Raw genomic sequence first — 23,041 nt, forward strand, 5'->3', positions numbered from 1 at the left:
ACCCCCGCAACGGCAAACAGCCGCTAAAAATGTCTCCAATTACCATAAAACGCGGCCAGATGCGGTCCATTCAGAAAATGTCGGAAAGCTTCAGAACATGGCGGTGGCCGATTCAGGACTTCCCCGGCGCGCGATGACAGAAACGGACAGGAATGACGTAGGCGGGGGTGAATCGAAATCCGGCATCCAGCGGCCGCGCGTCTCTGTTGGAGCCGGGGAACATGGGTTCAAGAACAGTTTCGACCTCCGACCGCGGCGCTGCTTCATCGCGCGGCGTCGTTTGGAACCGCGCAACGTCATCGGGCCGCCTGTTGCGCGCCTCATTGCTGGTTTCGACGGCGCTGACAGCCACGGCCTATTCGGCTCCGGCCCGGGCGCAGGACGCGACCTGGCTCGCCAGTCCGGCCGACGGCAATTACAATAACGACGCCAACTGGAGTTCCGGCGCCGCGCCGACCACCACGGCCACGTTCGGCGCTTCGTCCGTCACCAGCCTGTCGTTTTCCTCAAATACCATAATAGACGGCTGGACGTTCAATGCGGGTGGCCCGGATTACGATTTCATCAACGGCAGTGCCCTCACCTTCAACGGCGCCGGCATCGTTGCCAACGGTGGCCGCGTCGCCATCACCAACAACGGGGGCCTATACTTCTACAGCAACAGCAGCGCCGGCAGCGCCGCTATCACCAACAGCGGCTACCTGGCTTTCTACGACAACAGCACGGCCGGCGGCGCCACCATCACCAACACCTCCACTCTGGATTTCAACAACGCCAGCACGGCGGGCAGCGCCGTTATCACCAACAACGGCAACCTGTATTTCTACAACAACAGCGCGGCGGGCAGCGCCGCCATCACCAACAACGGCAACCTGTACTTCTACGACGCCAGCACGGCGGGCAACGCCGCCATCATCAACGACAATTACCTTTCTTTCAACAACACCAGCACGGCGGGCAATGCCGCCATCACCAACGCCAGCTATGGCTATCTGTATTTCTTCGACAACAGCACGGCCGGCGATGCCACCATCACCAACACCAGCAGTCTGTCTTTCCGTGGCACCAGCACGGCGGGCGGCGCCACCATCACCAACAACGCCGGCCTGTCTTTCTTCGAGAACAGTAGGGCGGGCGGTGCCGCCATCACCAACAACGCCGGTCTGTATTTCTACGACACTAGCACGGCCGGCAATGCCGCCATCACCAACAACTACGAGCTGACTTTCTGGGACGCCAGCACGGCGGGCGACGCCGCCGTCACCAACAATTCGGGCGGCACGGTCGATTTTTCGTACAGCACCGGCCCGAACGGCGACCACAGGCTAAGCGCGGGCTCGATCGCGGGGCCCGGCAGCTATGTCCTCGGCGCCAACCAACTGACGGTCGGCTCGAACGGGCTTTCGACCGAGGTGAGCGGCGTCATTTCAGGCGCGGGTGGATCGCTGGCCAAGATCGGCACGGGCACGCTGACCCTGTCGGGAACCAACAGCTATAACGGCGGTACCACGATTTCGGGCGGCATTCTGCAACTCGGCAACGGCGGCGCGACCGGCGCGATCATCGGCGCACTCACGCTGGGATCCGGCGGCAGGTTCGATGTCGTCAACGCCGACACCAGCGGCATCACCAGCCTGACCAATGCGGGCGGCGTCGTCAACGTTGGTGATGACAACCTGCTCGCCGGGTCGATTTCCAACACTGGCGCGGGCCGGATCAATCTGGGCGCGCGCGCCGCCCTCTACGACACTGGCAGCGTGCTGAACAACGACGCCGCCATCAATGTCGGCACCGACGGCATCGTCAGGAGCAATGGCGACATCAACAACAATGCCGGCGGCGTCATCACCTTCGAAGGCCCCGGTGGCACGGCGCAATTGTCGCCAGCGGGTAACGTCTACAACAGCGGCCAGATCAATGTCATCGGCGGCGACGTCCGGATGGGGTTGAGCTATTTAAACAATCAGAGCGGCGGCAGCGTCTTGCTCACCGGCGGCGACATGTCCTGGGTGAACAGTTTCACCAATGCCGCCGGGGCGACGTTGAATATCGCCGCGGGCCACAAGCTCAGCGTGCAGTTCCTCAACTTCTATGGCGGCACCGCCACCGGCGCGGGCACGATCGAGGCCGCGGGCGGCATTTACCTCTGGGGCCCCGGCGCGATTGGCACGACGCTGGCCGGTACGGCGTCCTTGTCCAAGGGCGGCCCCGACACGACGGTTCTGACGGGCGCACACAGCTACACCGGCGGCACGACGATCAACGCCGGCACGTTGCAACTCGGCGATTCAAGCATGGCCGGCGCGATCCTGGGCGCTGTGAACGTGGCGGGCTATAGCGGCACGTTCGATGTCGTCAACGCCGATACCAGCGGCATCACCAGCATCACGAACACCGGCACGACGAATTTCCGCAACGGCACCAGCGCGGGCAGCGCCACCATCGCCAACGAGGGCTACCTGTCGTTCTACGACAACAGCACGGGCGGCAGCGCCGCCATCACCAACAACCAATACCTATATTTCTGGAACGCCAGCACAGCCGGCAGCGCCGCCATCACCAACAACGGCAACCTGTCGTTCCACGGAAGCAGCACGGCGGGCAATGCGACCATCACCAACAGCGGCTCCATGGTTTTCAGCGACAGCAGCACAGCCGGCAACGCCACCATCACCAACAACGACGGCCTGTCTTTCTACGGCAGCAGCACGGCGGGCGGCGCCACCATCACCAGCAACGCCGTCCTGTCTTTCGTCGACAACGGCACGGCGGGCGGCGCCGCCATCACCAACAACGGCGGCCTGTATTTTTACGGCACCAGCACGGCGGGCAATGCCGCCATCACCAATAGTCTGGTCGGCACGGTCGATTTTTCGGGCAGCTTAGGCCCGAACGGCGACGGCAAGCTGAGCGCTGGGTCGATCGCGGGCGCCGGCGACTACAACCTCGGCGGCAACGAACTGACGGTCGGCTCGAACGGGTTTTCGACCGAGGTGAGCGGCGTTATTTCAGGCGCCGGCGGCGCGCTGGTCAAGACCGGCGGGGGCACGCTGACCCTGTCGGGAGTCAACAGCTATAGCGGCGGCACGACGATTTTGGACGGTGTGCTGCAACTCGGCAATGGCGGCGGGGCGGGCACGATCTTCGGCGACGTCGTCAACAACGGCGTGCTCGCCTTCAACCGCAGCAATGCGGTGATCTTCTATGGCGACATCTCCGGCAGCGGCGCCGTGCGGCAGATCGGCCACGGCACGACGATCCTTACCCGCAGCAACACATACTCGGCGGGCACGACGATTTCGGGCGGCACGCTCCAGATCGGCGACGGTGGCGCGACTGGCAGCATCACGGGCGACGTGACCAACAACGGCACGCTGGCCTTCAACCGCAGCGACGTAGTGACTTTCTCCGGCGTCATCTCGGGCAGCGGCGCTGTCCGGCAGATCGGCGCGGGCACGACGATCCTGACCAGCGAGAACACCTACAGTGGCGGCACCACGATCGCGGGCGGTACGCTGCAACTCGGCAACGCCGGCGGCGCCGGCTCGATCATCGGCAACGTCATCAACGACGGCGTGCTCGCGTTCAACCGAACCGGGACGCTGACACTCGCCGGCGACATCTCGGGCAGCGGCGCGGCGCAGCAGCACTCTGATCCTGACGGGGGACAACACCTATACTGGCGGCACGACGATTTCCGGCGGCACCCTGCAACTCGGCAACGGCGGCGCGACCGGCTCGATCCTCGGCCACGTCGTCAACGACGGCGTGCTCGCCTTCAATCGCGGTGATGTTGCCTCCTTTGGCGGCGTGATCTCGGGCAGCGGCGCGGTGCGGCAGATCAGTGGGGGCACGACCATCCTGACCGGCGACAATACGTATAGCGGCGGCACGACGATCGCGAGAGGCACCCTGCAAATCGGCAATGGCGGTGTAACCGGCTCGATCCTCGGCAACGTCGTCAACAACGGCGTCCTCGCCTTTAACCGCTCCGATGCGGTGACCTTCGCCGGCGACATCTCCGGCACCGGCGCTGTCCAGCAGATCGGCAGCGGCACAACGATCCTCGCCGGCAGCAATACCTACGCGGGCGGCACGACGATTTCGGGCGGAACGCTGCAACTCGGCGATGGCGGTGTAATCGGCTCGATCACCGGCAATGTCTCCAACGACGGCGTGCTCGCCTTGAACCGCTCTGACGTGGTGACATTTGGCGGCGATATCTCCGGCAGCGGCGCTGTCCAGCAGATCGGCCAGGGCACGACGATCCTGACTGGCGCCAACAGCTATAGCGGGGGCACGACGATTTCGGGCGGCACGCTGCAAATCGGCGAGGGGGGCGCGACCGGCAGCATCACGGGCCATGTCGCCAACAACGGCACGCTGGCCTTCAACCGCTCCGATGCGTTCACCTTCGCCGGCGCAATGTCGGGTAACGGCGCGCTCAATCAGATCGGCAGCGGCACGACCACGCTGACCGGCGCGGGTAGTTCGGTGGGCATGGTCACGGTCGGCAATGGCACGCTGGCGCTCGGTCAGACCGGCACGTTCAGCGCCGCAAGCTACACGACACAGAGCGGTGCGGTCACGGCCATCGGCGGAGCCGCACAACTCGCCGTGACCGGAGCCTTCACGCAGGACACCGGCTCGACACTGAACGTCACCCTGGGCGCGAACGAGCCGACCATCACGGCGGACTCCGCGTCGCTGAGCGGAACCCTGAAAATTGCCGGCCTCACGGCGCCTTCGTCTGCCAGCGCACTGGCGGGCACCCAGTTCACGGTCCTCGCGACGACGAACGGCATTTCCGGCGACTTCGCAAACATCACCATCGGCGGCTCGTCAAACCCGGTCGATTACCTGAGGGTGACGGGTGGCAGGAGCGTTGACAATCTCGACTACAACATCGGCCTCGGCCTGATCTGGACCGTCGGCGCGGCGCAAGGCAACGGCACTTTCACGCTGACGAACAGCACGGACGCCTTCAATGTCGATGTGGCGCTGACAAACCAGACCGGTCCCTTCGCCAGCGGCTGGGACGGCAAGAGCCTGACCAAAGCCGGCGGTGGTGCGCTGACGCTCTCGGCGATGAGCACCTACACCGGCACGACGACCATCAATGGTGGCACGCTGGCGATCACGGCGACCGGCGGTATCACCTCCGATGTCATCAACAACGCCACGTTCCGGAACGCCGGCACGGTGGCCGGCAGCGTGACCAACAATGCCGGCGCGATCTTCACCCAGACGGGGGGTGGCGTCTCGAGCGACGTGATCAACTACGGCACCGTGAACGCCAATGGCGGTGCGCTGAATGGCGCGATCGCCAACAATGCCGGCGGCATCTTCACTGTTGGCGGCACGCTGACCGGCGACAGCACTTTCAACAACGCCAATGGCGCGACCCTCACGGTGTCCGCGACTGGCGACTACACCCTCGCGGGGCTGCTGACCAACAGTGGCGCCGTCACGGTCGCTGCGGGCGGCTCGCTGACGGCGCCCGGCGGCATTCTCAACCGTGCCGGCGGCGTCATTACGAACAACGGCACCTTGACAGACGCTCTCGACAATGCCGGGCTCGTCACCAACAACGGCACCTACAATGCCACTGTGGCCTCCAATTCCGGCACGATCAACAATACGGCCGGCGGAATATGGAGCGGCAACTTCAACACGTCGGGTATCGTCAACAATGAGGGGACGATCAATGGCAGCCTGATTCAGACTGCGGGAACGACGGCCAACAACGGCACCATCACCGGCGCCGCCGCGGTCTCGGGCGGCCTGTTCACGGGTAGTGGTTCGGTCGGCGGCCTGACGATCGCCAGCGGCGCGACCGTCGCCCCGGGCGTGGCAGGCGGCATCGGCACGATGAGCGCGGCCGGCAACGTCACCTTCGATGCAGGCTCGATCTATCAGGTCACCGTCAACACCGCCGGTCAGGCTAGTCGCATCAACGCCACGGGATCGATCGCGATCAATGGCGGCTCGGTCAATGTGCTGGCGGGTTCGGGCCATTATGCGCCCAGCACCACCTACATCATCCTCAGCACGACGACCAATGGCGGCAGGACGGGGACGTTCGATAGCGTCAGCTCCAATCTGGCCTTCCTCACGCCGACGCTCGGCTATGACGCTAGCGACGTTACTCTGACGATGACCCGCAACGCTATCGATTTCGCCGCAATCGGCATTACGGCGAACCAGATCGCCACTGGCGGCGGCGTCGAAAGTCTGGGCTTCGGCAATCGGGTCTACAGTGCGGTGTTGAACCTGTCCGCTCCACAGGCGCAATATGCCTTCAATCAGCTCTCAGGCGAGATCCACTCATCAACCAAGACCGCGCTGATCGAGGACAGCCGCTTCGTCCGCAGTGCCATCAATGATCGCATTCGCGCCGCCTTCGATGCCGTCGGCGCGTCGGGTACGGTCTCGACCTATGAGGGCGGAAAGCCTGTGACGGTGAAGGCGAATACCGACCGTTTCGCGGTCTGGGGCCAGGCGTTCGGCTCGTGGGGCCATACGAGTAGTGACGGCAACGCCGCCCGTCTCGGCCGCAAGACCGGCGGCTTCTTCATCGGCGCCGATGCGCCGGTGTTCGACACCTGGCGCTTCGGCGCCGTCGCCGGTTACAGCCAAACGTCCTTCGACGTGAAGGATCGCCGCTCCTCTGGTTCAAGCGACAACTACTATGTCGGACTCTACGGCGGCACGGCCTGGGGTGATCTCGCGTTCCGGACGGGTGCTGCCTACACCTGGCACGACGTCTCGACCAACCGGAGCGTGGCGTTTCCCGGCTTCGACGGAAGCCTGAAGGGCGGCTACAACACAGCAACAGCACAGATGTTCGGCGAACTCGCCTATGGATTCAGCGCGGGTAGCGCCCGAGTCGAGCCTTTTACCAACCTTGCCTACGTGAACTTCCATACCGATGGTTTCACCGAGCAGGGCGGCGCAGCGGCGCTGACCGGCGCCTCGGCCAACACCGACTCGACCTTCACGACGTTCGGCCTTCGTGCCTCGACGACCTTCGACATCGGCGGGACCGCGCTCAATGCGAAGGGCATGGTCGGCTGGCGTCATGCTTTCGGTGACATGGCGCCGACCTCGACCGTGCGCTTTGTGGGCGACGGCAGCAATGCCTTCGCCGTCGGCGGGGCTCCGATCGCCCGGGATGCCGCGGTGATCGAAGCCGGTCTCGATTACGCGATTACGTCCAGCGCCACCCTCGGCGTCTCCTATGGCGGCCAGTTCGGCTCGGGAATGTCCGACCAGTCGGCCCGCTTCAACTTCAACGTCAAATTCTGATGGCGAGCGGCGTGAACGAGCATAGTCAGAGCTGATCCGCTGCGAAGCGTTCGATGCGAAACGCGAACATCATGAAAGCGGCAATGCAAGAGCAACATGGGCTGAACGATCACGGCGCTCCTCGCCAGACTGGAACCTGAGTTGACGATAACCAAAAACACACGAGAAAATCCGACAAAATCGCTCCTCCCGCTATTCTACAAGGACCCCGTTCTCCTGCGTTTCGAGGACCATCGCGATCCTGGGCTTGCGCCAGTGCCGGGCTTCGGGTTTGCGCGCGAGGCGGTCGCCATTCCGCTCTGCATCGGCGAATTCGCCATGCCATGCGGCACTACCCGATCGTCTTCGCCGTCGACGACAACGCCTCGCCGATCGCACTCGTCGCGATAAAGCGGGAGCTCAATCTGTTCATCGAGCGCGATGGCTCGTGGCGCGAGAACACCTACATCCCGGCCTATGTGCGCCGCGATCCCTTCATCGGCACCGAGATGTCGGCATCGATCGCGCATCGGATCGCTTCGTCCCATCGGCCGCGAACTAGCGCGACGAGGAGCGACTGTTCGACGAGGCCGGTGGTCCGACTGCGACCGCACAATCGGCGATGGCCTTCTGCCAGGCCTACTTCGCCGATTCAAAGAACACGGTGGCCTTTGGCCAGGCGCAGATCGCCGCGAAGGTGCTGACACCTTACCATGTGGACTTCCGGCTTCCGGACGGCTCGCGGCACCAGACTAAGCCAAATGTGACTTGCGACGGCGCACCGTTGATGTGGCTGCCACTATCGAGCACCGAGCCCATGCAGGAGGTTGTAGTCGCCCATCTCGGCGAGGCTACGCTTTCTCAACCCGCTCGCGGTTTCCTGGAGTTCGCGGTTGGGTTGCGATAGGGGCGCACATTCTTGGACCGTTTGAAACGGCAGTCGATAACCGCAGCGAATAGAACGCCTCAATCTTACTATTGGACGTACTTGTGTGACGTTCCCATGATGCATTCGACGGACGAGTTGCCAGAACCCTTTCAAGCTTACGCGATCTGTCAACAGCAAATACAAAATGGGGAACATCATGTCTGATATGAGCACCAAGCTGCGGATGCTAGCCGCCGCAGCCTCCATCGCAACAATGGTAACCTGCTCAGCATACGCGCAGAGCTTCGACACCTCGGGCGTCAAGGTCGATCAAGCTCTTGCGGATCGCCTCCCGGCAAAGATCAAGTCAGCAGGCGTGCTGACGATCGGGTCCGACACGGCCTATGCGCCATGGGAATTTTTGAGCGAGACTGATGGCCAGACGCCAGTCGGCATCGACGTCGACATCGCCGATGCGATCGGTAAGAAACTCGGGGTCAAGATCGATTTCCAGACCTCGGCTTTCGACGCCATCCTGCCCGCGCTCGGAACGAAGTTCGACCTCGGCATTTCCGCACTCTCTATCACCAAGGAGCGCATGAAGGCGGTTAACTTCGTCAGCTACACTCAATCGGGCAATCTATGGGCCGTAAAGGCAGGTAATCCCACGAACTTTGATCCGGCCAATCTATGTGGGACCAAGATTGCGATCATGTCCGGCACGTCCCACGAAAAAGAGGTCGTGGAAGAAAGTCAGAAGTGCACTTCGTCTGGAAAGAAAGAGATAGAACTCGTTCCTTTCAAGGTCCAGACCGAGGCGTTGACCCGTGTTGCGGCCGGTGGTGCGGATGCAACGTTTTCCGGACCGGCTACAATTGGCTATGCGGCGAAGAACTCCAACGGCCAGTTGGAGACTATGGAAGCAACCCCCGCAATGGCTCAGATCGGGAACAACGGCATCGCAGTAGCCAAATCCGATGAGAAATTGACGGAGCTCATCGCGGATACCATCAATTCTCTCATCAACGATGGTACGTACAAGGCTATTCTGGATACTTGGGGTATCGGTTCCGCTATTATCGACAAAGCCGTGGTAAATCCCCAGGTTAACGACTGAAATCATGGATTTCGAACCAGATATCAGAGCCGGCCCGCGGCCGGCTCCCATACAAAATCCATCGGAGATCGCGCGAAACCTCGTGGTTCCGCGTCGGCATCCAGGGCGCTGGGTCGCGGTTGCGATCATCTCGATAATCTCTGTTCAGATTGCGATCGCAGTCGCAGGAAACACCAATTTTCACTGGGATATCTATCTGACCTATCTGCTTCATCCGCAGGTGGTGAGGGGCGTCGGCTGGACCCTGCTCCTCACTGTGGTCGCGATGGCGACGGCGATCGTCATCGCGGCGCTTCTCGTGATCATGCGTGACGGCGACAATCCAATCCTCCGCGGACTGGCCTATGCGTGGATATGGTTCTTCCGCGGAACGCCCGTCTACACGCAGTTGCTTTTCTGGGGCCTTTTCGCCGTATTGTTTCCCAGCCTAAGCATCGCGCTCCCTTTCGGTCCCGAGATCGTGAGCGTGGAGACGAAATATATCGTGACGCCCGCTCTCGCTGCGATATGCGGGCTCGGATTCAATGAATCCGCTTACCTGACAGAGATATTCCGAGCCGGTTTCAACTCGATCGACCGCGGGCAAGCCGAGGCAGCGCAGGCGCTTGGCATGCGGCCAGCAAAGATTTGGTGGCGGATACTCATGCCGCAGGCAATGCGAGTGATCATTCCTCCGACCGGCAATGAAACGATCGGCATGCTGAAGATGACGTCCCTGGTTCTCGCGGTACCGTTTACGCTGGACCTTACGTTTGCGACCAACGCGATCGCCAACCGGCTTTATCTGCCGATTCCGCTGCTGATGGTCGCCGGCACCTGGTACCTCGTTATCACAAGCCTGCTGATGGTCGGCCAGTATTTCCTCGAACGGCACTTCGGTAAGGGCGTATCGGCCCACCCGGCGCGAGTGGAGTGAACCATGGAGGCAAGCATCTCCGATTTCTGCGTGGAAATGCGGAACATCCACAAATTCTACGGCGCCGTCCACGCCCTCAAAGGCGTCGATCTGCAGGTGAGGCGCGGCGAGGTCTGCGTTGCCATCGGCCCCTCAGGTTCCGGCAAATCGACGCTTCTCCGCTGCATCAACCAATTGGAGGGCATCTCAACGGGACGCGTGTTCGTGAAGGGTGAGTTACAGGGATTCGTGGAGCGGGAAGGCCACTTCCACCCCTTGTCGCCGGGCCGGGTCGCTGCACAGCGGCGCTCGACCGGCATGGTGTTCCAACGCTTCAACCTGTTTCCGCACATGACCGCTCTGGGAAACGTGATGGAGGGACCTCTTCACGTAAAAGGTTGGGCGCGAGCGCGCGCGAAAGCCAAGGCGATTGAACTCCTAAAACGGGTCGGGCTGGATGGGCTCGGAAGCCGATATCCCGCCCACCTGTCCGGCGGGCAGCAGCAGCGGGTCGCGATAGCGCGCGCTTTGGCAATGGAGCCGGAGGTGATGCTCTTCGATGAGCCAACCTCGGCGCTCGATCCCGAGCTCGTCGGCGAGGTCCTCGACGTCATAAAGGATCTGGCGCGAAGCGGCATCACCATGGTCGTGGTGACGCACGAGATCGGATTTGCACGCGAGGTTGGCAATCACCTGGTCTTCATGGACCAGGGACAGATCGTCGAGGAAGGTCACCCAAAGACGTTGCTCGCCAATCCGAAAAACCCGCGGACGATCGCCTTCCTGTCGAAGGTGCTATGAGATGGGCGTAGCTATCACTGAAACCAGAAATGCTGACGAGATGGGGCTTCATGCCGCTTCTCAACTGATCCGGAAGCAACCTGATACACAGGTGCATTCGGCTATCTCAGATCGCCGCCCGCAGATCGTCGAGGAACTCCGCAAGGATTCGAGAGGGAAGGCGATTTGGCGGCCTGATCAGGAGGGTCCGGAAGTAAAGTGGAGGCTCGAACGGCCGCAACGTCAGCCCGCGCCCCTCGTAAGGTTCGGCCGTCAAAGGATCGACAAGGCCAACCCCGATGCCGGCGGCCACCATCGCGCAGATCGTTGTCGAATAAGGCGTTTCCATTACCGTTCGGATCGCGACGCCAGCTTCATTGAAAACGTGCTCGGCGTCGCGTCGCGTCGTATCTTCCCGAGCGAGAGCAATAAAGGGATACCCCGCAAGATCCATTGGGCGAATGACATCCAAGGCCTCGAGCGGATGTCCTTGGGGCACCGCCACAGTGACGCGAAACTGCGCAAACTCATTCGTCTCAACGCCCGTACGATCGATCTCGTCGGCGACGATCCCGAGATCGAACTGACCGGAAGCTACCAGATCGCGCACGTTGGACGACATGCGCGCCTGAAAAGTCACAGCGATATTCGGATTGCGAGCCATAAACGCATGAAGGGCGCGGGGGAGGACATTGGTCGACAGGGCCGAAAGACAGGCGATCCTCAGTTCACCAGAACCATAATCTCGAATGCGGGCAGCCGCCCCCCTGAGATGGCTCAAGCCGATAAAGGCCTGTTCGACTTCGCGGAAGAAAAGCTGTCCCTCGGGCGTAGGGTGGAGTCTGCCTTTGATCCGCTGAAAAAGAGCGAAACCAAGCGAGCGTTCAAGTTCCTGTATCATTTTGCTGACCGCGGGCTGGGATACATGCAAAACCTCAGCCGCGCGCGCCGTGGTGCCGTTGGTCATAACGATCCGGAAAACTTCGACCTGCCGAAGGTTCATGCCGGCTCTCCCTCAAAATCAATAACTTTGCGGAATAGAAATACCGCAATAGTACATGTTTTTCGATTGAAATCGCCAAGGCGGTCGCTGTTGCTTGGAAAGGCCGTGTGATGAATGATCTCACCCAATGCGTTCTCACGCCTGAAGTACCGACCGAGGGATTTGCACCTCTCGGTGTTGGCGTTCACAGGGCTTCGACGATCGTGTTCAAGGATGCCGCTGCTTATGCCTCGCGCGGCGAACGCGGTCACGAAGGCTATTCCTACGGCCTTTACGGCACCCCGACGACACGCACTCTGGAAGCCAAGATAACCAGCCTCGAATCCGGCGTGTGGACCTTTCTCACCCCGTCCGGACAGGCGGCGAATGCGCTTGCCGTCATGCCTTTCCTGGACGCGGGTGACCATATCCTGATCGCCGACACGGCCTATCCGCCGATGCGGGATCTCGCGGAATCCGACCTGCGCCGTTTGGGCGTGGATGTGGAATTCTTCGATCCGCTTTCACCGGAGGACGTTGCATCGAAGATGCGGACCATGACGCGGATCGTCTGGTGTGAAAGCCCTGGCTCTACGACGATGGAAATCCTCGACCTGCCGAAGCTGGCGGCGATCGCTCACCAAGGGGAAGCGCTGGTCGGCTTCGACAACACATGGGCGACGCCGCTTAACTTCAAGCCGCTCGAACACGGCGCGGATATTGTCACGGAGGCACTCACCAAATTCGTTTCGGGCCATTCCGATGTGCTGATGGGCTCCATCACGGTCGGGGATGGCGCACTCATCAAACCTATCCGCTCCCTGATCGGGCGGATGGGCATCGGCGTCTCGCCGGATGATGCCTCGCTTGTGCTGCGCGGCTTCGAAACCCTCGGTGTGCGTTTGCGTCACTCCGAAAGGGTTGCTCTCGACTTCGCCCGCAAGCTTGCGGACCATCCGCTTGTGGAGCGCGTGTTGCATCCGGCGCTCGAAACCTTTTCCGGGCACGCGATCTGGAAACGCGACTTCCTCGGTTCGAGCGGGGTCTTCAGTATCCTCTTCAAGAACAGCGCGTCGCAGCATCTGGCCGCCGCGCTCGACACCCTGAAGATCTTCGCCATCGGCGCATCCTGGGGCGGAACCCGGAGCCTTGCCGCGCCCATGTCCATCGATGCCTTTCGAACTGCGACCCGCTGGCCGGGTCCGGATGTCATTCTCCGTCTGAGCATCGGGCTCGAGGACGAGCACGAACTATGGGCCGATATCGAGCGTCTTCTGACAAGCATCGAGGCCCAGGAAAACAAAAGGTCCGAGGCACCCTTCAAGACCGCTCGCAGTGGCTGACGGTTTAGGACAGCCCCTGCCAACCAATCATCAAGAGGACCAGAATGCCGAATTTGGATAGCGCGCTCCGTGCCATCGACGACAATTTCGACTTTTCGGTGCGCAAGCTTCTGGAATTGGTCGCCATCCCATCGATTTCAGGCGAAGCTTCGGGGGGACCGGGCATTGCCCGGGCGGCCGAGTGGCTCCAGGCGGAGCTGTCGTCCGTCGGGCTGTCTGCGGAGATCATCGAAACGAAGGGGCACCCAGTCGTTCTCGCCCAATCTCCCCAGACCTCGCACTTCAAGCGTCCGCGGCTGCTGTTCTATGGACACTACGACGTGCAGCCGACTGGCGACGTAAATCAGTGGAAGCATCCTCCCTTCGAGCCGCGCGTGATCGAGGAGAGCGGTGTCCATCGCTTCTACGGTCGTGGTGCGTCCGACAGCAAAAGCCAGCTTTGGACCTTTATAGAGGCGCTGCGCGCATGGAAGACTGCCAAAGGCGATTTTCCAGCTGATATCGTCGTGATGCTGGAAGGAGAGGAGGAGTCAGGCTCGCCGAGCCTGCCCGAATTCATCGACGCCCATCGAAATGACCTTCGATGCGACGTTGCGTTCATTTGCGATGCCGAGATGTGGTCACCAACACAGCCGGCAATCACGACCCAACTCAAGGGGCTTGTCCATGAACGAGTGACGATCTTTGCTCCCAATCCCGATCTCCATTCAGGGCACTACGGTGCGGTAGCCGCAAATCCCATCCGCATACTGAGCGACATTCTGGCAGGCATTCATGACGAAGCCGGGCGAGTGAACATCGACGGTTTCTATGACGACGTGTCCGAGATCCCGAATAGGCTGCGCCTGCGATGGCGGGAGTTGGAGCGGGACACAGCTCACTTCGAAGAGGTCAACCTGAGCGGTGGCGTAACAGAGGAAGGATATTCCGCGCTGGAAGCGATGTGGGGGCGCCCGACCGTCGATATCAATGGGATCACAGGTGGAAATCAGGGGCCGGGCGAACGGTCAGTTTTGCCAGGGAGCGCTACGGCCCGTCTTTCTTTCCGGCTTGTCCGAGGACAAGAGCCGGACAAGGTCCGCGCTGGATTCAGGGCTTATGTCAAATCAAAACTTCCGAAGGGATGCACGGTGGAATTCGTCGGCGCCGGCGGCAGCTCGGCGGTGGTGCTTTCGCAGGACAGTCCGTTTCTCGCGGCTGCCGCGCGCGGACTGGAACAGGAGTGGGAAAGCCCTACCATTCTGAGAGGAACAGGCGGCGCGATACCGCTCGTGCAACAACTCAGCGAGGTCCTTGGCGCCGAATGCGTCGTCATCGGTTTCATCTTACCGGGCGATGCAATCCATGCGCCGGACGAACGCTACGATACGCGACGTCTTCTCAAAGGAATTCGCAGCTGGGTACGGATCTTTGAAGAGATCGGAAATCCTTGAGGACAAGCTCGACCAACGGCTTGCAACGAGCAAGCATGACAGCAGACCGGAATAGGCAAATTAGTGAAACCCTTTGATCCTCGGACTTCCGTCAAACCGGCGGAGAGCTTGCATTGTTCAACTGGACGCAGAATGCCTGCCACCCGCATCGACACCGATAGCCTTGGTCCCCGACAGCTGCCTGCCGGGGCGCTTTACGGCGTGGCCACCCTGCGCGCGCAGGACAATTTCGACATCTCCTTCCGTAAGCTCGGCGACGCCCCCGAGTTGCTAAACGCGCTCGCACGCATCAAGCACGCCGCGGCGGCTGCCAACCGCGACATCGGCGTGCTGCGGCCTGATGTCGCTGATGCGATCATCGCAGCGTCGATCGAAGTCGAGAGCGGCCAGCACGCCGATCAATTCATCGTCGACTTGCTTGAGGGATCGGGCGGCACATCCATTAACATGAACGTCAACGAAGTGATCGCAAACCGGGCGCTGCAACTGTTGGGCGATCAACCCGGCCAATACGACCGAGTGCATCCGAACGATCACGTCAACATCGGTCAATCGACCAATGACGTTGTGCCGGCGGCCGTGAAGCTCGCAGTTTATGAAAAGTCCCAGACGCTGATAGACGCCTTGACGCGTCTTGCAGAGGCGCTGGAGGATCGCGCCAGAGCTTTTGAGGACGTGCTGAGACTCGGCAGGACTTGCATGCAGCCGGCCCAACCCATGCGCCTGGGCCAGGCGTTCGGTGGCTACGCGGCTGCGATCCGAAGGCTCATGGCCAAAATCACGGCGGCGCGGGACGAGATGCTGACCCTGCCGCTCGGCGGAACAGCGATCGGCACCGGCCTCGGCTCGGCGCCCGGCTACCGCAGAGCGGTCTACCGCCACTTGCGCGAACTCGTCGGGGCCGACGTGCGCCCGGGCGAGAACATGTTCGACGCCATGCAGAACGCCGACGGCTTCGCGCGCGTCTCATCGGAGATGAGGATCTGCGCCGAGGTCATCGGGAAAATCGCCTCGGATCTAATCATCCTGTCGTCCGGCCTTAACAGCGGCGTGGCGGAGTTGCGGCTGCCTTCAGTGCAGCCCGGCTCCTCCATCATGCCCGGCAAGATCAATCCGGTCCTTCCCATGATGATGCAGCAGGTCGCGTTCGCCGTGGTGGGCAACGACGCGGCGGTGTCGCTGGCGTCGCTCCAGGGGCAACTCGAGATCAATCATTTTGAGCCTGTCATTGCTTCGCGCCTATTCGACTCCATCGAACTTCTCGCGAAATCGACCCGTATCTTCGCGGATCGCTGTATCGCCCGTATCGAAGTCGACCGCGACCAATCACTGAAGAACCTGATGTGCTCGGCGGCCATTGCGACCGTTTTCGTTCCGAAGCTCGGCTACACAACGGCTTCGAAGCTTGTGCACGCGTCGGTGATGGAGCAGCGGCCGTTTATCGATCTGGCTGTAGAGGTGGGCTTGGTGACCCGCGACGAGGTACTGGACGTGCTGCACAAGAGCACTGCCTATCACGAGGACGTCGCATGAAGCCCCACTCGGCACTTGCCATCCTGCTGCGTGATCTAGCGGTAAGCTCGTAGCAATAGCGCCGTTCTTCGGATGTAACCAGTATCCAGATTGCGATCACACGTTCACGCTGACGTGACCGACAGCCGCCAATCGCGCTATTGGCTTTCAGCTTCAAATTTCCGAGCAAGACGTCGCCAGATCCTGGCCTTCGAAATAGAGGCCGATTTCATTCAGCGGGTTGTCCTCCAGACCAAGGCCAAGCCTTTTTAGGGCGATACGCGCGAGATCAACCGCTTCGACCTTGACGGGCAGGCCGTGGACCGCAGCGGCGTGAGTCAGAACAAGTTTTATAAAGCCGATATCGATGCCGAGGGTCATCGGTCCGGCACCTTGCGCGGCGCGGTCACGACCAAAACGAATGAGCCGTTCGCGATCGAGCGCTGCTAGGTTGCAATTCCCCAGATGCCGTTGGAGCATATCGAGGGCAGCCGCCTTGGAGCGGCGAGGGGACTTGCCTACATCGCACATGTCGTCGATATGGAGGTCGATGAGTTCGCCGAAGCTTTTCAGGCGCTATGCGGGACTTGATCGGCGTCTCACCTCGATCGACCTGGCGCTCGGCGTCGGTTGCCCAGCGTCGTGCGTCGTCTCGACGCAGGAAGGTCTCGCGCTGACGTAGCGACCTTTGCGACGGACTTGGACGCGCCAGGAACCGGATGAGAGCTTCGTGTAGGTGGCCATTTTCGTGGGCGCTCCGTGCAGTGAGAGATCGAAACGTGGCGAAAAGGGTCGTATTCTGGCGTAAATTCGGATTGGCTCGCTGGGAGCTAAGAATTTGATGTTAAAGAAAATATGCTGAAAAATCAAGATCATAGAGTGGCCGTGGCACCCATGATGGACTGGACGGACCGCCATTGCCGGTTCTTCCATCGCCAGCTGACGCGCCGTGCGTTGCTCTACACCGAGATGGTGGTGGCGGACGCGGTCATCCAGGGCGCGCGCGAACGCCTGCTTGGTTTTGATGATGCGGAACATCCCGTCGCGCTGCAGCTCGGCGGCTCCGATCCGGGGAAGCTGGCCGAGGCGGCGCGCATTGGCGAGGCTTTCGGCTATGACGAGATCAACCTCAATGTCGGCTGCCCGTCGGACCGCGTCCAGTCCGGTACGTTCGGCGCCTGCCTGATGAAGGCGCCTGACCTCGTCGCGGACTGCGTCGCGGCGATGAAGGCGGCCGTGGCCATTCCCGTAACCGTCAAATGCCGCATCGGCGTCGACGAGCAGGATCCCGAGCCGGCGCTGGATGCGCTAGCAGACGGCGTTTTTGCGGCCGGCGCCGACGCCCTTTGGGTGCATGCGCGCAAGGCATGGCTGGAAGGGCTGAGCCCCAAGGAAAACCGCGACATCCCGCCGCTCGACTATGGCCGCGTCTATCGGCTGAAGGCGAGAAAATCGAGCGAATTCATCGGCATCAACGGCGGTGTTCAATCGCTTGAAGAGGCGCGGACGCATCTCCATTACCTCGACGGCGCCATGCTCGGCCGCGCCGCTTATCATACTCCAGGTATTCTGACCGGCATCGATTCGATGTTTTATGGAGAGCGGACCGGTCCCTTCGATTTCGCCGCGCTGATCGATGTCATGGCCGGCTACGCCGCACGCCATATCGAACAGGGCGGGCGGCTCGGCCACGTTACCCGCCATATGGTCGGGTTGTTCCATGGATTGCCCGGTGCGCGCCGCTACCGCCAGATCCTCTCCACGGATGCAACGCGCCCCGGCGCTGGGCCGCAGGTGCTGAAGACGGCGTTCGCTGCGGTCGACCTCAGCGCGGCGGTCGACAAGGCCGCCTGAACCGCTTTTGCCGAACGTCAATCCCGGAGGGTCATCCGGTCGCCGCGCACGTCGAAGCCGGACAGCGAACTGATAAAGTTCATGCCGAGCAGGCTCTGGCCAAGCATACCGGGCGCCGCGACCATCACCGGCATGTTCTTGCGCACGATGCCGCCGATCGCCAGTTCGTTGGTTTTCACCGCGGCGGCGCGCGCCGTGCCGTTGGCGGTCGAGACCGGTATGGTGAAATCGAGAGCGGCGGGATTGATACCGGCTGCCTGGGCGTCCTGCGAGGTCAACACGGTGCTGGTCGCCCCGGTATCGACAACCGTGCGCACCGGCGCGCCGTTGATCAGGATGCGCGCCTCGAAATGGCCATTGTCGGCCTTGTCGAGCGTCACGGTGGCATGGCCGTTCTCAAAGCCCAGCGCCAGCGGGCTGCCGGGAACGAGCCCGGCGGTTACCCGGCTGGCGAAGTCCTGCAATTCGTAGCGATATTGATAGCCGGCGATCAGCGCGAGCGCGATGGCCGCCCATGCGCCGAGATTGCGCGCCATGGCGCTGAGCGGGCGGCCCGATCTTAGAAGGCCGGCGCCGATGAGCGCGCCGAAGGCGCCCAGCCAGATCAACCGGCCGAAATCATCGTTTTCGACGCCGAGCGTATTGCCGGTGGAATCGTTGAACATCAGCAGCACCGCGCCGACGCCGATGAGGAGCATCAGGATCCAGAACAGGCGGTTCATGTCGGCGATCCGTTCACGAGAGCGCGTCGCGTTCGCGCGCCATGCGGGTGCGGCGGGTTTCGCGGCGCGGCCGGCGCTCGATCGTCTCCAGCCTCGCCGGCAGTTGGGCCATGACGTCGCGGCGCGCCTGCGCCGTCATGTCGATCCAGGCGCCGATCTCGTCCCGGGTGCGGCCGCACCCAAAACAGAAACCGGTCTTCATATCGATCGAACAGACCAGAATGCATGGGGATTCGATGGCCGTCATGGATGTTTCCTTGGCTGACTTCCACATGGTGCAACGACATGGCCTTTGCAAGCCCTCGGGAATGCGTCGCCCGCGGCCGCTTTTACATCAAGAGTGGGAGGTTGTGCCGGCGCACGAGGGCGGCTATGCCGCTGCGATCTGCAAGGACGATTTCCACGACATGACCAGAGCACAGCCTTTCGATGATTTCCGTGATCTGCTGGCCAATCTGCCGGCGGCCGACACGGCAGCGGAGGCCCGTGTGCGAACGCTGTTCGCCAAGGCGGACAAGCCAAGGAACTCGCTTGGTCGCATCGAGGATATCGCTGCCTGGCTGGCGGCATGGAGCGGCCGTGCGCCGCCGGCGGTGACGCGGCCTCTGGTCGCCGTCTTTGCCGGCAACCATGGTGTTGTCAGGCACGGCGTCTCGCCGAGAGCCGTGGCGGCGACCGCCAACGCCGTCGAACTGTGTGCGGCCGGCGGTGCGGCGATCAACCAGGTCTGCGTCGCCAACGACCTCGGGTTGAAGGTCTTCGATCTGGCCTTGCATATTCCGACAGCCGACATCACGCAGGATGCCGCACTCGACGAGCGGGGCTGTGCCGCGACCATGGCCTTCGGCATGGAGGCGATCGCCGGCGGTGCCGACCTGCTTTGCCTCGGCGATCTGGGCGTCGGCAATTCCACCGTCGCCGCGGCCCTGTTCGCGGCCCTCTTGGGCGGCAAGGGAGCCGATTGGGTCGGCGCGGGCTCCGGCGCCGATGCGGCGATGCAGGCGCGCAAGGCGGAGGTGGTCGATGCGGCGCTGGCTTTCCACGCCGGCCATCTCGATGAGCCGTTGGAGGTGCTGCGCCGGCTCGGCGGCCGCGAGTTCGCGGCGATAGCCGGCGCCATCCTTGCGGCAAGGACGCAGAGGATCCCTGTGCTGCTCGACGGAGTTGCGGCAACGGCCGCGGCGGCAGTGCTGCATGCCGCAAACCCTGCGGCGCTGGATCATTGCCTGCTCGCCGGCCTGTCGCCGGAGCCCGCGCATGCGCAGGCCGCAGAACTACTCGCTCTGCGCCCGCTGCTCGATTGGGGCATGAGCCATGGTGAAGGGGTAGGGGCCGCGCTTGGCGCAGGTCTGGTCAAGGCCGCGGCGCTGACCAGTTCCGGTATGGCGGCGGCCATTCGCGGCTAGAGCCTTCCGACCCTTGGCATATCACCGCCTGAGATTGGGGATACGATAGACGACCGAAGCATATTTCGAATTGGAGCGCGTCTCCACTATCAAGCCGCCGAGGCGTTCCGCAATTCTTCTGCTTGCCACATTCTCTTCTGCGACAGGATACGCGAAACAATCCGGATTGAGTTCCTCGGACGCCCACGCCGCGACGGCCGCAACGGCTTCCAGACCAGTGCCGTTTCCATGTACGTCCTCCCTTATCCAAATTCCGATCTCGGGACAGATCGTCTTCGCCGCATGAAGACCGACTAGCCCCAGACAACGATTGTCCGCCAACGCGCGCACAACGAAATGCAAGTCCGATCCGTTAAGGATCGGCTCCAACCAGGATCGCCATACCTCGGCAAAGGCCGTCGGTGATTGCGGCGATTCCCATTGCATGAAGCGAGTGATCGCAGGCGTGATGGCTGCGAAGACTTCTTCGGCATCCTCGGCCGTAAACAGCTTCAGGCGGAGGCGCTGTGATCTGATCTCGACATTGCTGGCGTCCCAGTCATCCACCGCCATTGCCGTCACCTGTTCCTGACATGTCGGGCAGGGTCTATCGCCGACGCGCCGCGACCGCAGCGGTCGGCAGGGCCGGCAGTTCCTCCATCACCCGGCTCAGCGGGAAGATGGCGATGGCCTCTGTGCCTTCGCGCAGCTTGGAATGAAGTTGGAATTCGCCGCCATGCATGGCGAGCAGGCCCTGCACGATCGGCAGCCCAAGCCCCGTGCCCTGTTCGGCGCTCTTGATGGCGATCGAACCCTGGCCGAAGGCCGAAAGCACTACCGGGATCTCGTCTTCCGGTATGCCGGGGCCATTGTCCTTGACCGAGATGTATTGTCCGCCACCGGCCGTCCAGCCGACGCGCACGCGGATTTCGCCGCCGGTAGCGGTGAACTTGATCGCGTTGGACAGCAGGTTGAGGGTGATCTGGCGCACCGCGCGCTCGTCGGCGAACAGGCGCGGCAAGGCATGTTCGAAATCCTGAATGACGCGGATATCCTTGTTGCGCGCCTTCAACTCCATCATGTGGCAGCAATCCTCGACAATGCCGAGCAGCATCACCGGCTCTTCATTGAGCTGGTAGCGGCCAGCCTCGATGCGCGACAGGTCGAGGATCTCGTTGATGAGGTCGAGAAGATGCTGGCCGGATTCGTGCACGTCATGGGCATAGTCGCGATAGGTGGGGTTGCTCATCGGCCCCAGCACTTCGTTCGACATCACTTCGGAAAAACCGAGAATGGCATTGAGCGGCGTGCGCAATTCATGGCTCATCGAGGCAAGAAAGCGCGATTTCGCCAGATTGGCATCTTCCGCGCGCCGCCGCGCCTCATCCGACATCGCCTTCGCCGTCTCAACCTCCGCGACCAACGCGTCGGTTTCGGACCGGAACGACAGGAGCATCAGCGACGAGCGGTTGAGGTGTCGCGCCACATAAACGAAGAAGGGTATCGACACGACAAGCAGCCCGGCCATGACCGCCTCGACCGGCATCCACAGGCGGATTCCGGTATAGGCGTAAATCGCCACCGGAATGGCGAAGGTCGCCAAAAGGGCGCCGCTCAGCGACGACGCCATGACGGCGGTCGCCGCCATCGCGAACAGCAGCACCACCGCCTTGACCACCTGGAACTGGTCGACCTGGCACACGTCGCAGCCGAGCCACACGAACCAGCCCCAGCCGAGGCCGCACAGGAAATGTCCGAACAGGAATTCCCTTTGTGTTTGCAACGGGTTAAGCTCGGACGCTTCCGCGCGTTCGACGCGGCGCGCCATGAAAGCCACGATCGTGTAGCAGGTCAGGGTGAACAGCGCCCAGAGAATGATCTCATTGCCGATGCCGGCCAGCCGGCCAAGCGCGGCGATCGCCAGGACGAGCAGCGGAATGGCAATGGCTCCGCTGGTCATCGCGCGCGCATGGAGTTTCAGCAATTCGCGATCGAAATCCGGATTGCCGGCCTGTTGCGAAAGACGGTCGCGCGTCTTGCGCACCGCGCGCGCGACATCGCTGTTGCGATGGCGTTTCCTGCGGTCCACAATGAATTTGTCCGCTGTGTTCGAGCGTTGCAAAGGCATGAAGACTTCAATTATGCGGGCGGCATTTCAAGGTGTTAAGCTACGTTCGAATGATTAACCAACCGTTTGCCATATGAGCCGTTCCTGGTCGCAAGGACCGCGCCGGCGGTACGCTGCGCCGCGCCCGCGAAGCCCATGGCGCAAGTTGCTGGACTATGGGCTGACGGTCATCGTTCTGGGGCTGCTGATCGTGCTTGCGGCGCGCCTCGATCGCGTGGAGACGCGAAAGACACAGGGCGTCGCCATCATCAATGATGGCGACTCGATCACGCTCGGCGCCGAACGCATCCGCATGCGCGGCATCGACGCGCCGGAATACACCCAGATCTGCCGCAAGAAAGGCGCCGACTATTCCTGTGGCACGCTTGCGCGCCAATCTCTGGTGCGCCTGATCGCCGGCAGGCCCGTCATCTGCAGCGGCTGGCAGCGCGACCGGTACGGCCGGCTGCTCGGCGATTGCAAGGCCGGGGACACCGATCTCAACCGCGCACAGGTGGAGGCAGGCTGGGCGGTCGCTTTCGGCGATTACGAGAGCGAGGAAGCGATCGCGCGCGCGGCAAAGGCCGGCATCTGGGCAGGTACGTTCGACCAGCCGCAAGATTGGCGCGACAGCCACCATGGCGAGTCCGTCGAGAGAAAACATGGCACGCTCGCCTCCATCGGCGATGCCGTGCGAGAGATTTTCCGCTTCTGGTAAGCCGGCGGAAGCTGAACCCTGCCATCACCGGCAAGAAC

18 protein-coding genes are annotated in these 23,041 nt (G+C 62.2%); 12 read left to right on the forward strand and 6 right to left on the reverse strand.

The genetic code is table 11. The features are described from left to right. Positions 1 to 221 precede the first annotated feature (221 nt). The 5 genes from FJ964_RS01035 (at position 222) to FJ964_RS01065 (ending at position 10,968) form a co-directional block, all read left to right on the forward strand. On the forward strand, positions 222 to 3,791 hold the full coding sequence (locus FJ964_RS01035; protein ID WP_140548414.1) for an autotransporter-associated beta strand repeat-containing protein: 3,570 nt from the start codon (positions 222 to 224) through the stop codon (positions 3,789 to 3,791). Beyond that, entirely contained in the window at positions 3,769 to 7,308 is a 3,540-nt protein-coding gene (locus FJ964_RS01040) for an autotransporter domain-containing protein (RefSeq protein WP_140548416.1), read from the forward strand. Before FJ964_RS01035 ends, FJ964_RS01040 begins: the two co-directional genes overlap by 23 nt. A gap of 1,064 nt (positions 7,309 to 8,372) precedes the next feature. Beyond that, on the forward strand, positions 8,373 to 9,272 hold the full coding sequence (locus FJ964_RS01055; RefSeq protein ID WP_181172326.1) for an ABC transporter substrate-binding protein: 900 nt from the start codon (positions 8,373 to 8,375) through the stop codon (positions 9,270 to 9,272). Positions 9,273 to 9,276: 4 nt separating this feature from the next. Next, positions 9,277 to 10,188: an amino acid ABC transporter permease gene (locus tag FJ964_RS01060; RefSeq protein ID WP_140548422.1), complete on the forward strand. Its 912-nt coding sequence runs from the start codon at positions 9,277 to 9,279 to the stop codon at positions 10,186 to 10,188. A gap of 3 nt (positions 10,189 to 10,191) precedes the next feature. Next, the gene (locus FJ964_RS01065) at positions 10,192 to 10,968 is read left to right on the forward strand and encodes an amino acid ABC transporter ATP-binding protein (protein WP_140548424.1); all 777 of its coding nucleotides are present in this window, start codon (positions 10,192 to 10,194) and stop codon (positions 10,966 to 10,968) included. 106 nt (positions 10,969 to 11,074) lie between these two features. On the opposite strand, the gene FJ964_RS01070 is transcribed toward FJ964_RS01065, so the two are convergent. Continuing rightward, positions 11,075 to 11,950 (reverse strand): LysR substrate-binding domain-containing protein, encoded by an 876-nt coding sequence (locus FJ964_RS01070; protein ID WP_140548426.1) that lies wholly within the window; start codon positions 11,948 to 11,950, stop codon positions 11,075 to 11,077. Between the two features lie 110 nt (positions 11,951 to 12,060). Here FJ964_RS01070 and FJ964_RS01075 point away from each other — a divergent pair, with 110 nt between their 5' ends. The 3 genes from FJ964_RS01075 to FJ964_RS01085 all read left to right on the forward strand — a co-directional run bounded on the left by FJ964_RS01075 (position 12,061) and on the right by FJ964_RS01085 (position 16,238). Beyond that, on the forward strand, positions 12,061 to 13,272 hold the full coding sequence (locus tag FJ964_RS01075; RefSeq protein ID WP_140548428.1) for a PLP-dependent transferase: 1,212 nt from the start codon (positions 12,061 to 12,063) through the stop codon (positions 13,270 to 13,272). Between the two features lie 44 nt (positions 13,273 to 13,316). Next, complete coding sequence (locus FJ964_RS01080) at positions 13,317 to 14,705, forward strand: M20/M25/M40 family metallo-hydrolase (RefSeq protein WP_140548430.1); 1,389 nt, start codon at positions 13,317 to 13,319, stop codon at positions 14,703 to 14,705. Between the two features lie 132 nt (positions 14,706 to 14,837). Further along, a complete protein-coding gene (locus FJ964_RS01085; RefSeq protein WP_140548432.1) occupies positions 14,838 to 16,238 on the forward strand; it encodes an aspartate ammonia-lyase in 1,401 nt (466 codons plus the stop codon). Positions 16,239 to 16,391: 153 nt separating this feature from the next. Here FJ964_RS01085 and FJ964_RS31185 read toward each other — a convergent pair whose 3' ends face one another. After that, positions 16,392 to 16,697: a hypothetical protein gene (locus FJ964_RS31185; RefSeq protein ID WP_210243354.1), complete on the reverse strand. Its 306-nt coding sequence runs from the start codon at positions 16,695 to 16,697 to the stop codon at positions 16,392 to 16,394. A gap of 70 nt (positions 16,698 to 16,767) precedes the next feature. On the opposite strand from FJ964_RS31185, the gene FJ964_RS31645 reads away from it, so the two are divergent. Beyond that, positions 16,768 to 16,899: a hypothetical protein gene (locus FJ964_RS31645; protein WP_263493390.1), complete on the forward strand. Its 132-nt coding sequence runs from the start codon at positions 16,768 to 16,770 to the stop codon at positions 16,897 to 16,899. 173 nt (positions 16,900 to 17,072) lie between these two features. Then, a complete protein-coding gene (dusA, locus tag FJ964_RS01095) occupies positions 17,073 to 18,071 on the forward strand; it encodes a tRNA dihydrouridine(20/20a) synthase DusA (RefSeq protein WP_140548434.1) in 999 nt (332 codons plus the stop codon). A 17-nt stretch (positions 18,072 to 18,088) separates the two neighbouring features. Here the strand turns inward: dusA and FJ964_RS01100 are convergent, their stop codons facing one another. Then, complete coding sequence (locus FJ964_RS01100; RefSeq protein ID WP_140548436.1) at positions 18,089 to 18,793, reverse strand: TIGR02281 family clan AA aspartic protease; 705 nt, start codon at positions 18,791 to 18,793, stop codon at positions 18,089 to 18,091. A 13-nt stretch (positions 18,794 to 18,806) separates the two neighbouring features. Beyond that, positions 18,807 to 19,040, reverse strand: coding sequence for a DUF1289 domain-containing protein (locus FJ964_RS01105; protein ID WP_140548438.1), 234 nt, complete (start codon positions 19,038 to 19,040; stop codon positions 18,807 to 18,809). A 160-nt stretch (positions 19,041 to 19,200) separates the two neighbouring features. On the opposite strand from FJ964_RS01105, the gene FJ964_RS01110 reads away from it, so the two are divergent. Continuing rightward, a complete protein-coding gene (locus FJ964_RS01110; RefSeq protein WP_140549362.1) occupies positions 19,201 to 20,199 on the forward strand; it encodes a nicotinate-nucleotide--dimethylbenzimidazole phosphoribosyltransferase in 999 nt (332 codons plus the stop codon). A 21-nt stretch (positions 20,200 to 20,220) separates the two neighbouring features. Here the strand turns inward: FJ964_RS01110 and FJ964_RS01115 are convergent, their stop codons facing one another. Then, positions 20,221 to 20,751, reverse strand: a complete 531-nt coding sequence (locus tag FJ964_RS01115; protein WP_140548440.1) for a GNAT family N-acetyltransferase — start codon at positions 20,749 to 20,751, stop codon at positions 20,221 to 20,223. Positions 20,752 to 20,785: 34 nt separating this feature from the next. Further along, on the reverse strand, positions 20,786 to 22,306 hold the full coding sequence (locus FJ964_RS01120; RefSeq protein ID WP_140548442.1) for a HAMP domain-containing sensor histidine kinase: 1,521 nt from the start codon (positions 22,304 to 22,306) through the stop codon (positions 20,786 to 20,788). A 73-nt stretch (positions 22,307 to 22,379) separates the two neighbouring features. Between FJ964_RS01120 and FJ964_RS01125 the strand changes: the two genes are divergently transcribed. After that, positions 22,380 to 23,003, forward strand: coding sequence for a thermonuclease family protein (locus FJ964_RS01125; RefSeq protein WP_140548444.1), 624 nt, complete (start codon positions 22,380 to 22,382; stop codon positions 23,001 to 23,003). Positions 23,004 to 23,041: the final 38 nt, after the last annotated feature.

The organism is Mesorhizobium sp. B2-3-2, assembly GCF_006442295.1.
GTDB lineage: Bacteria > Pseudomonadota > Alphaproteobacteria > Rhizobiales > Rhizobiaceae > Mesorhizobium.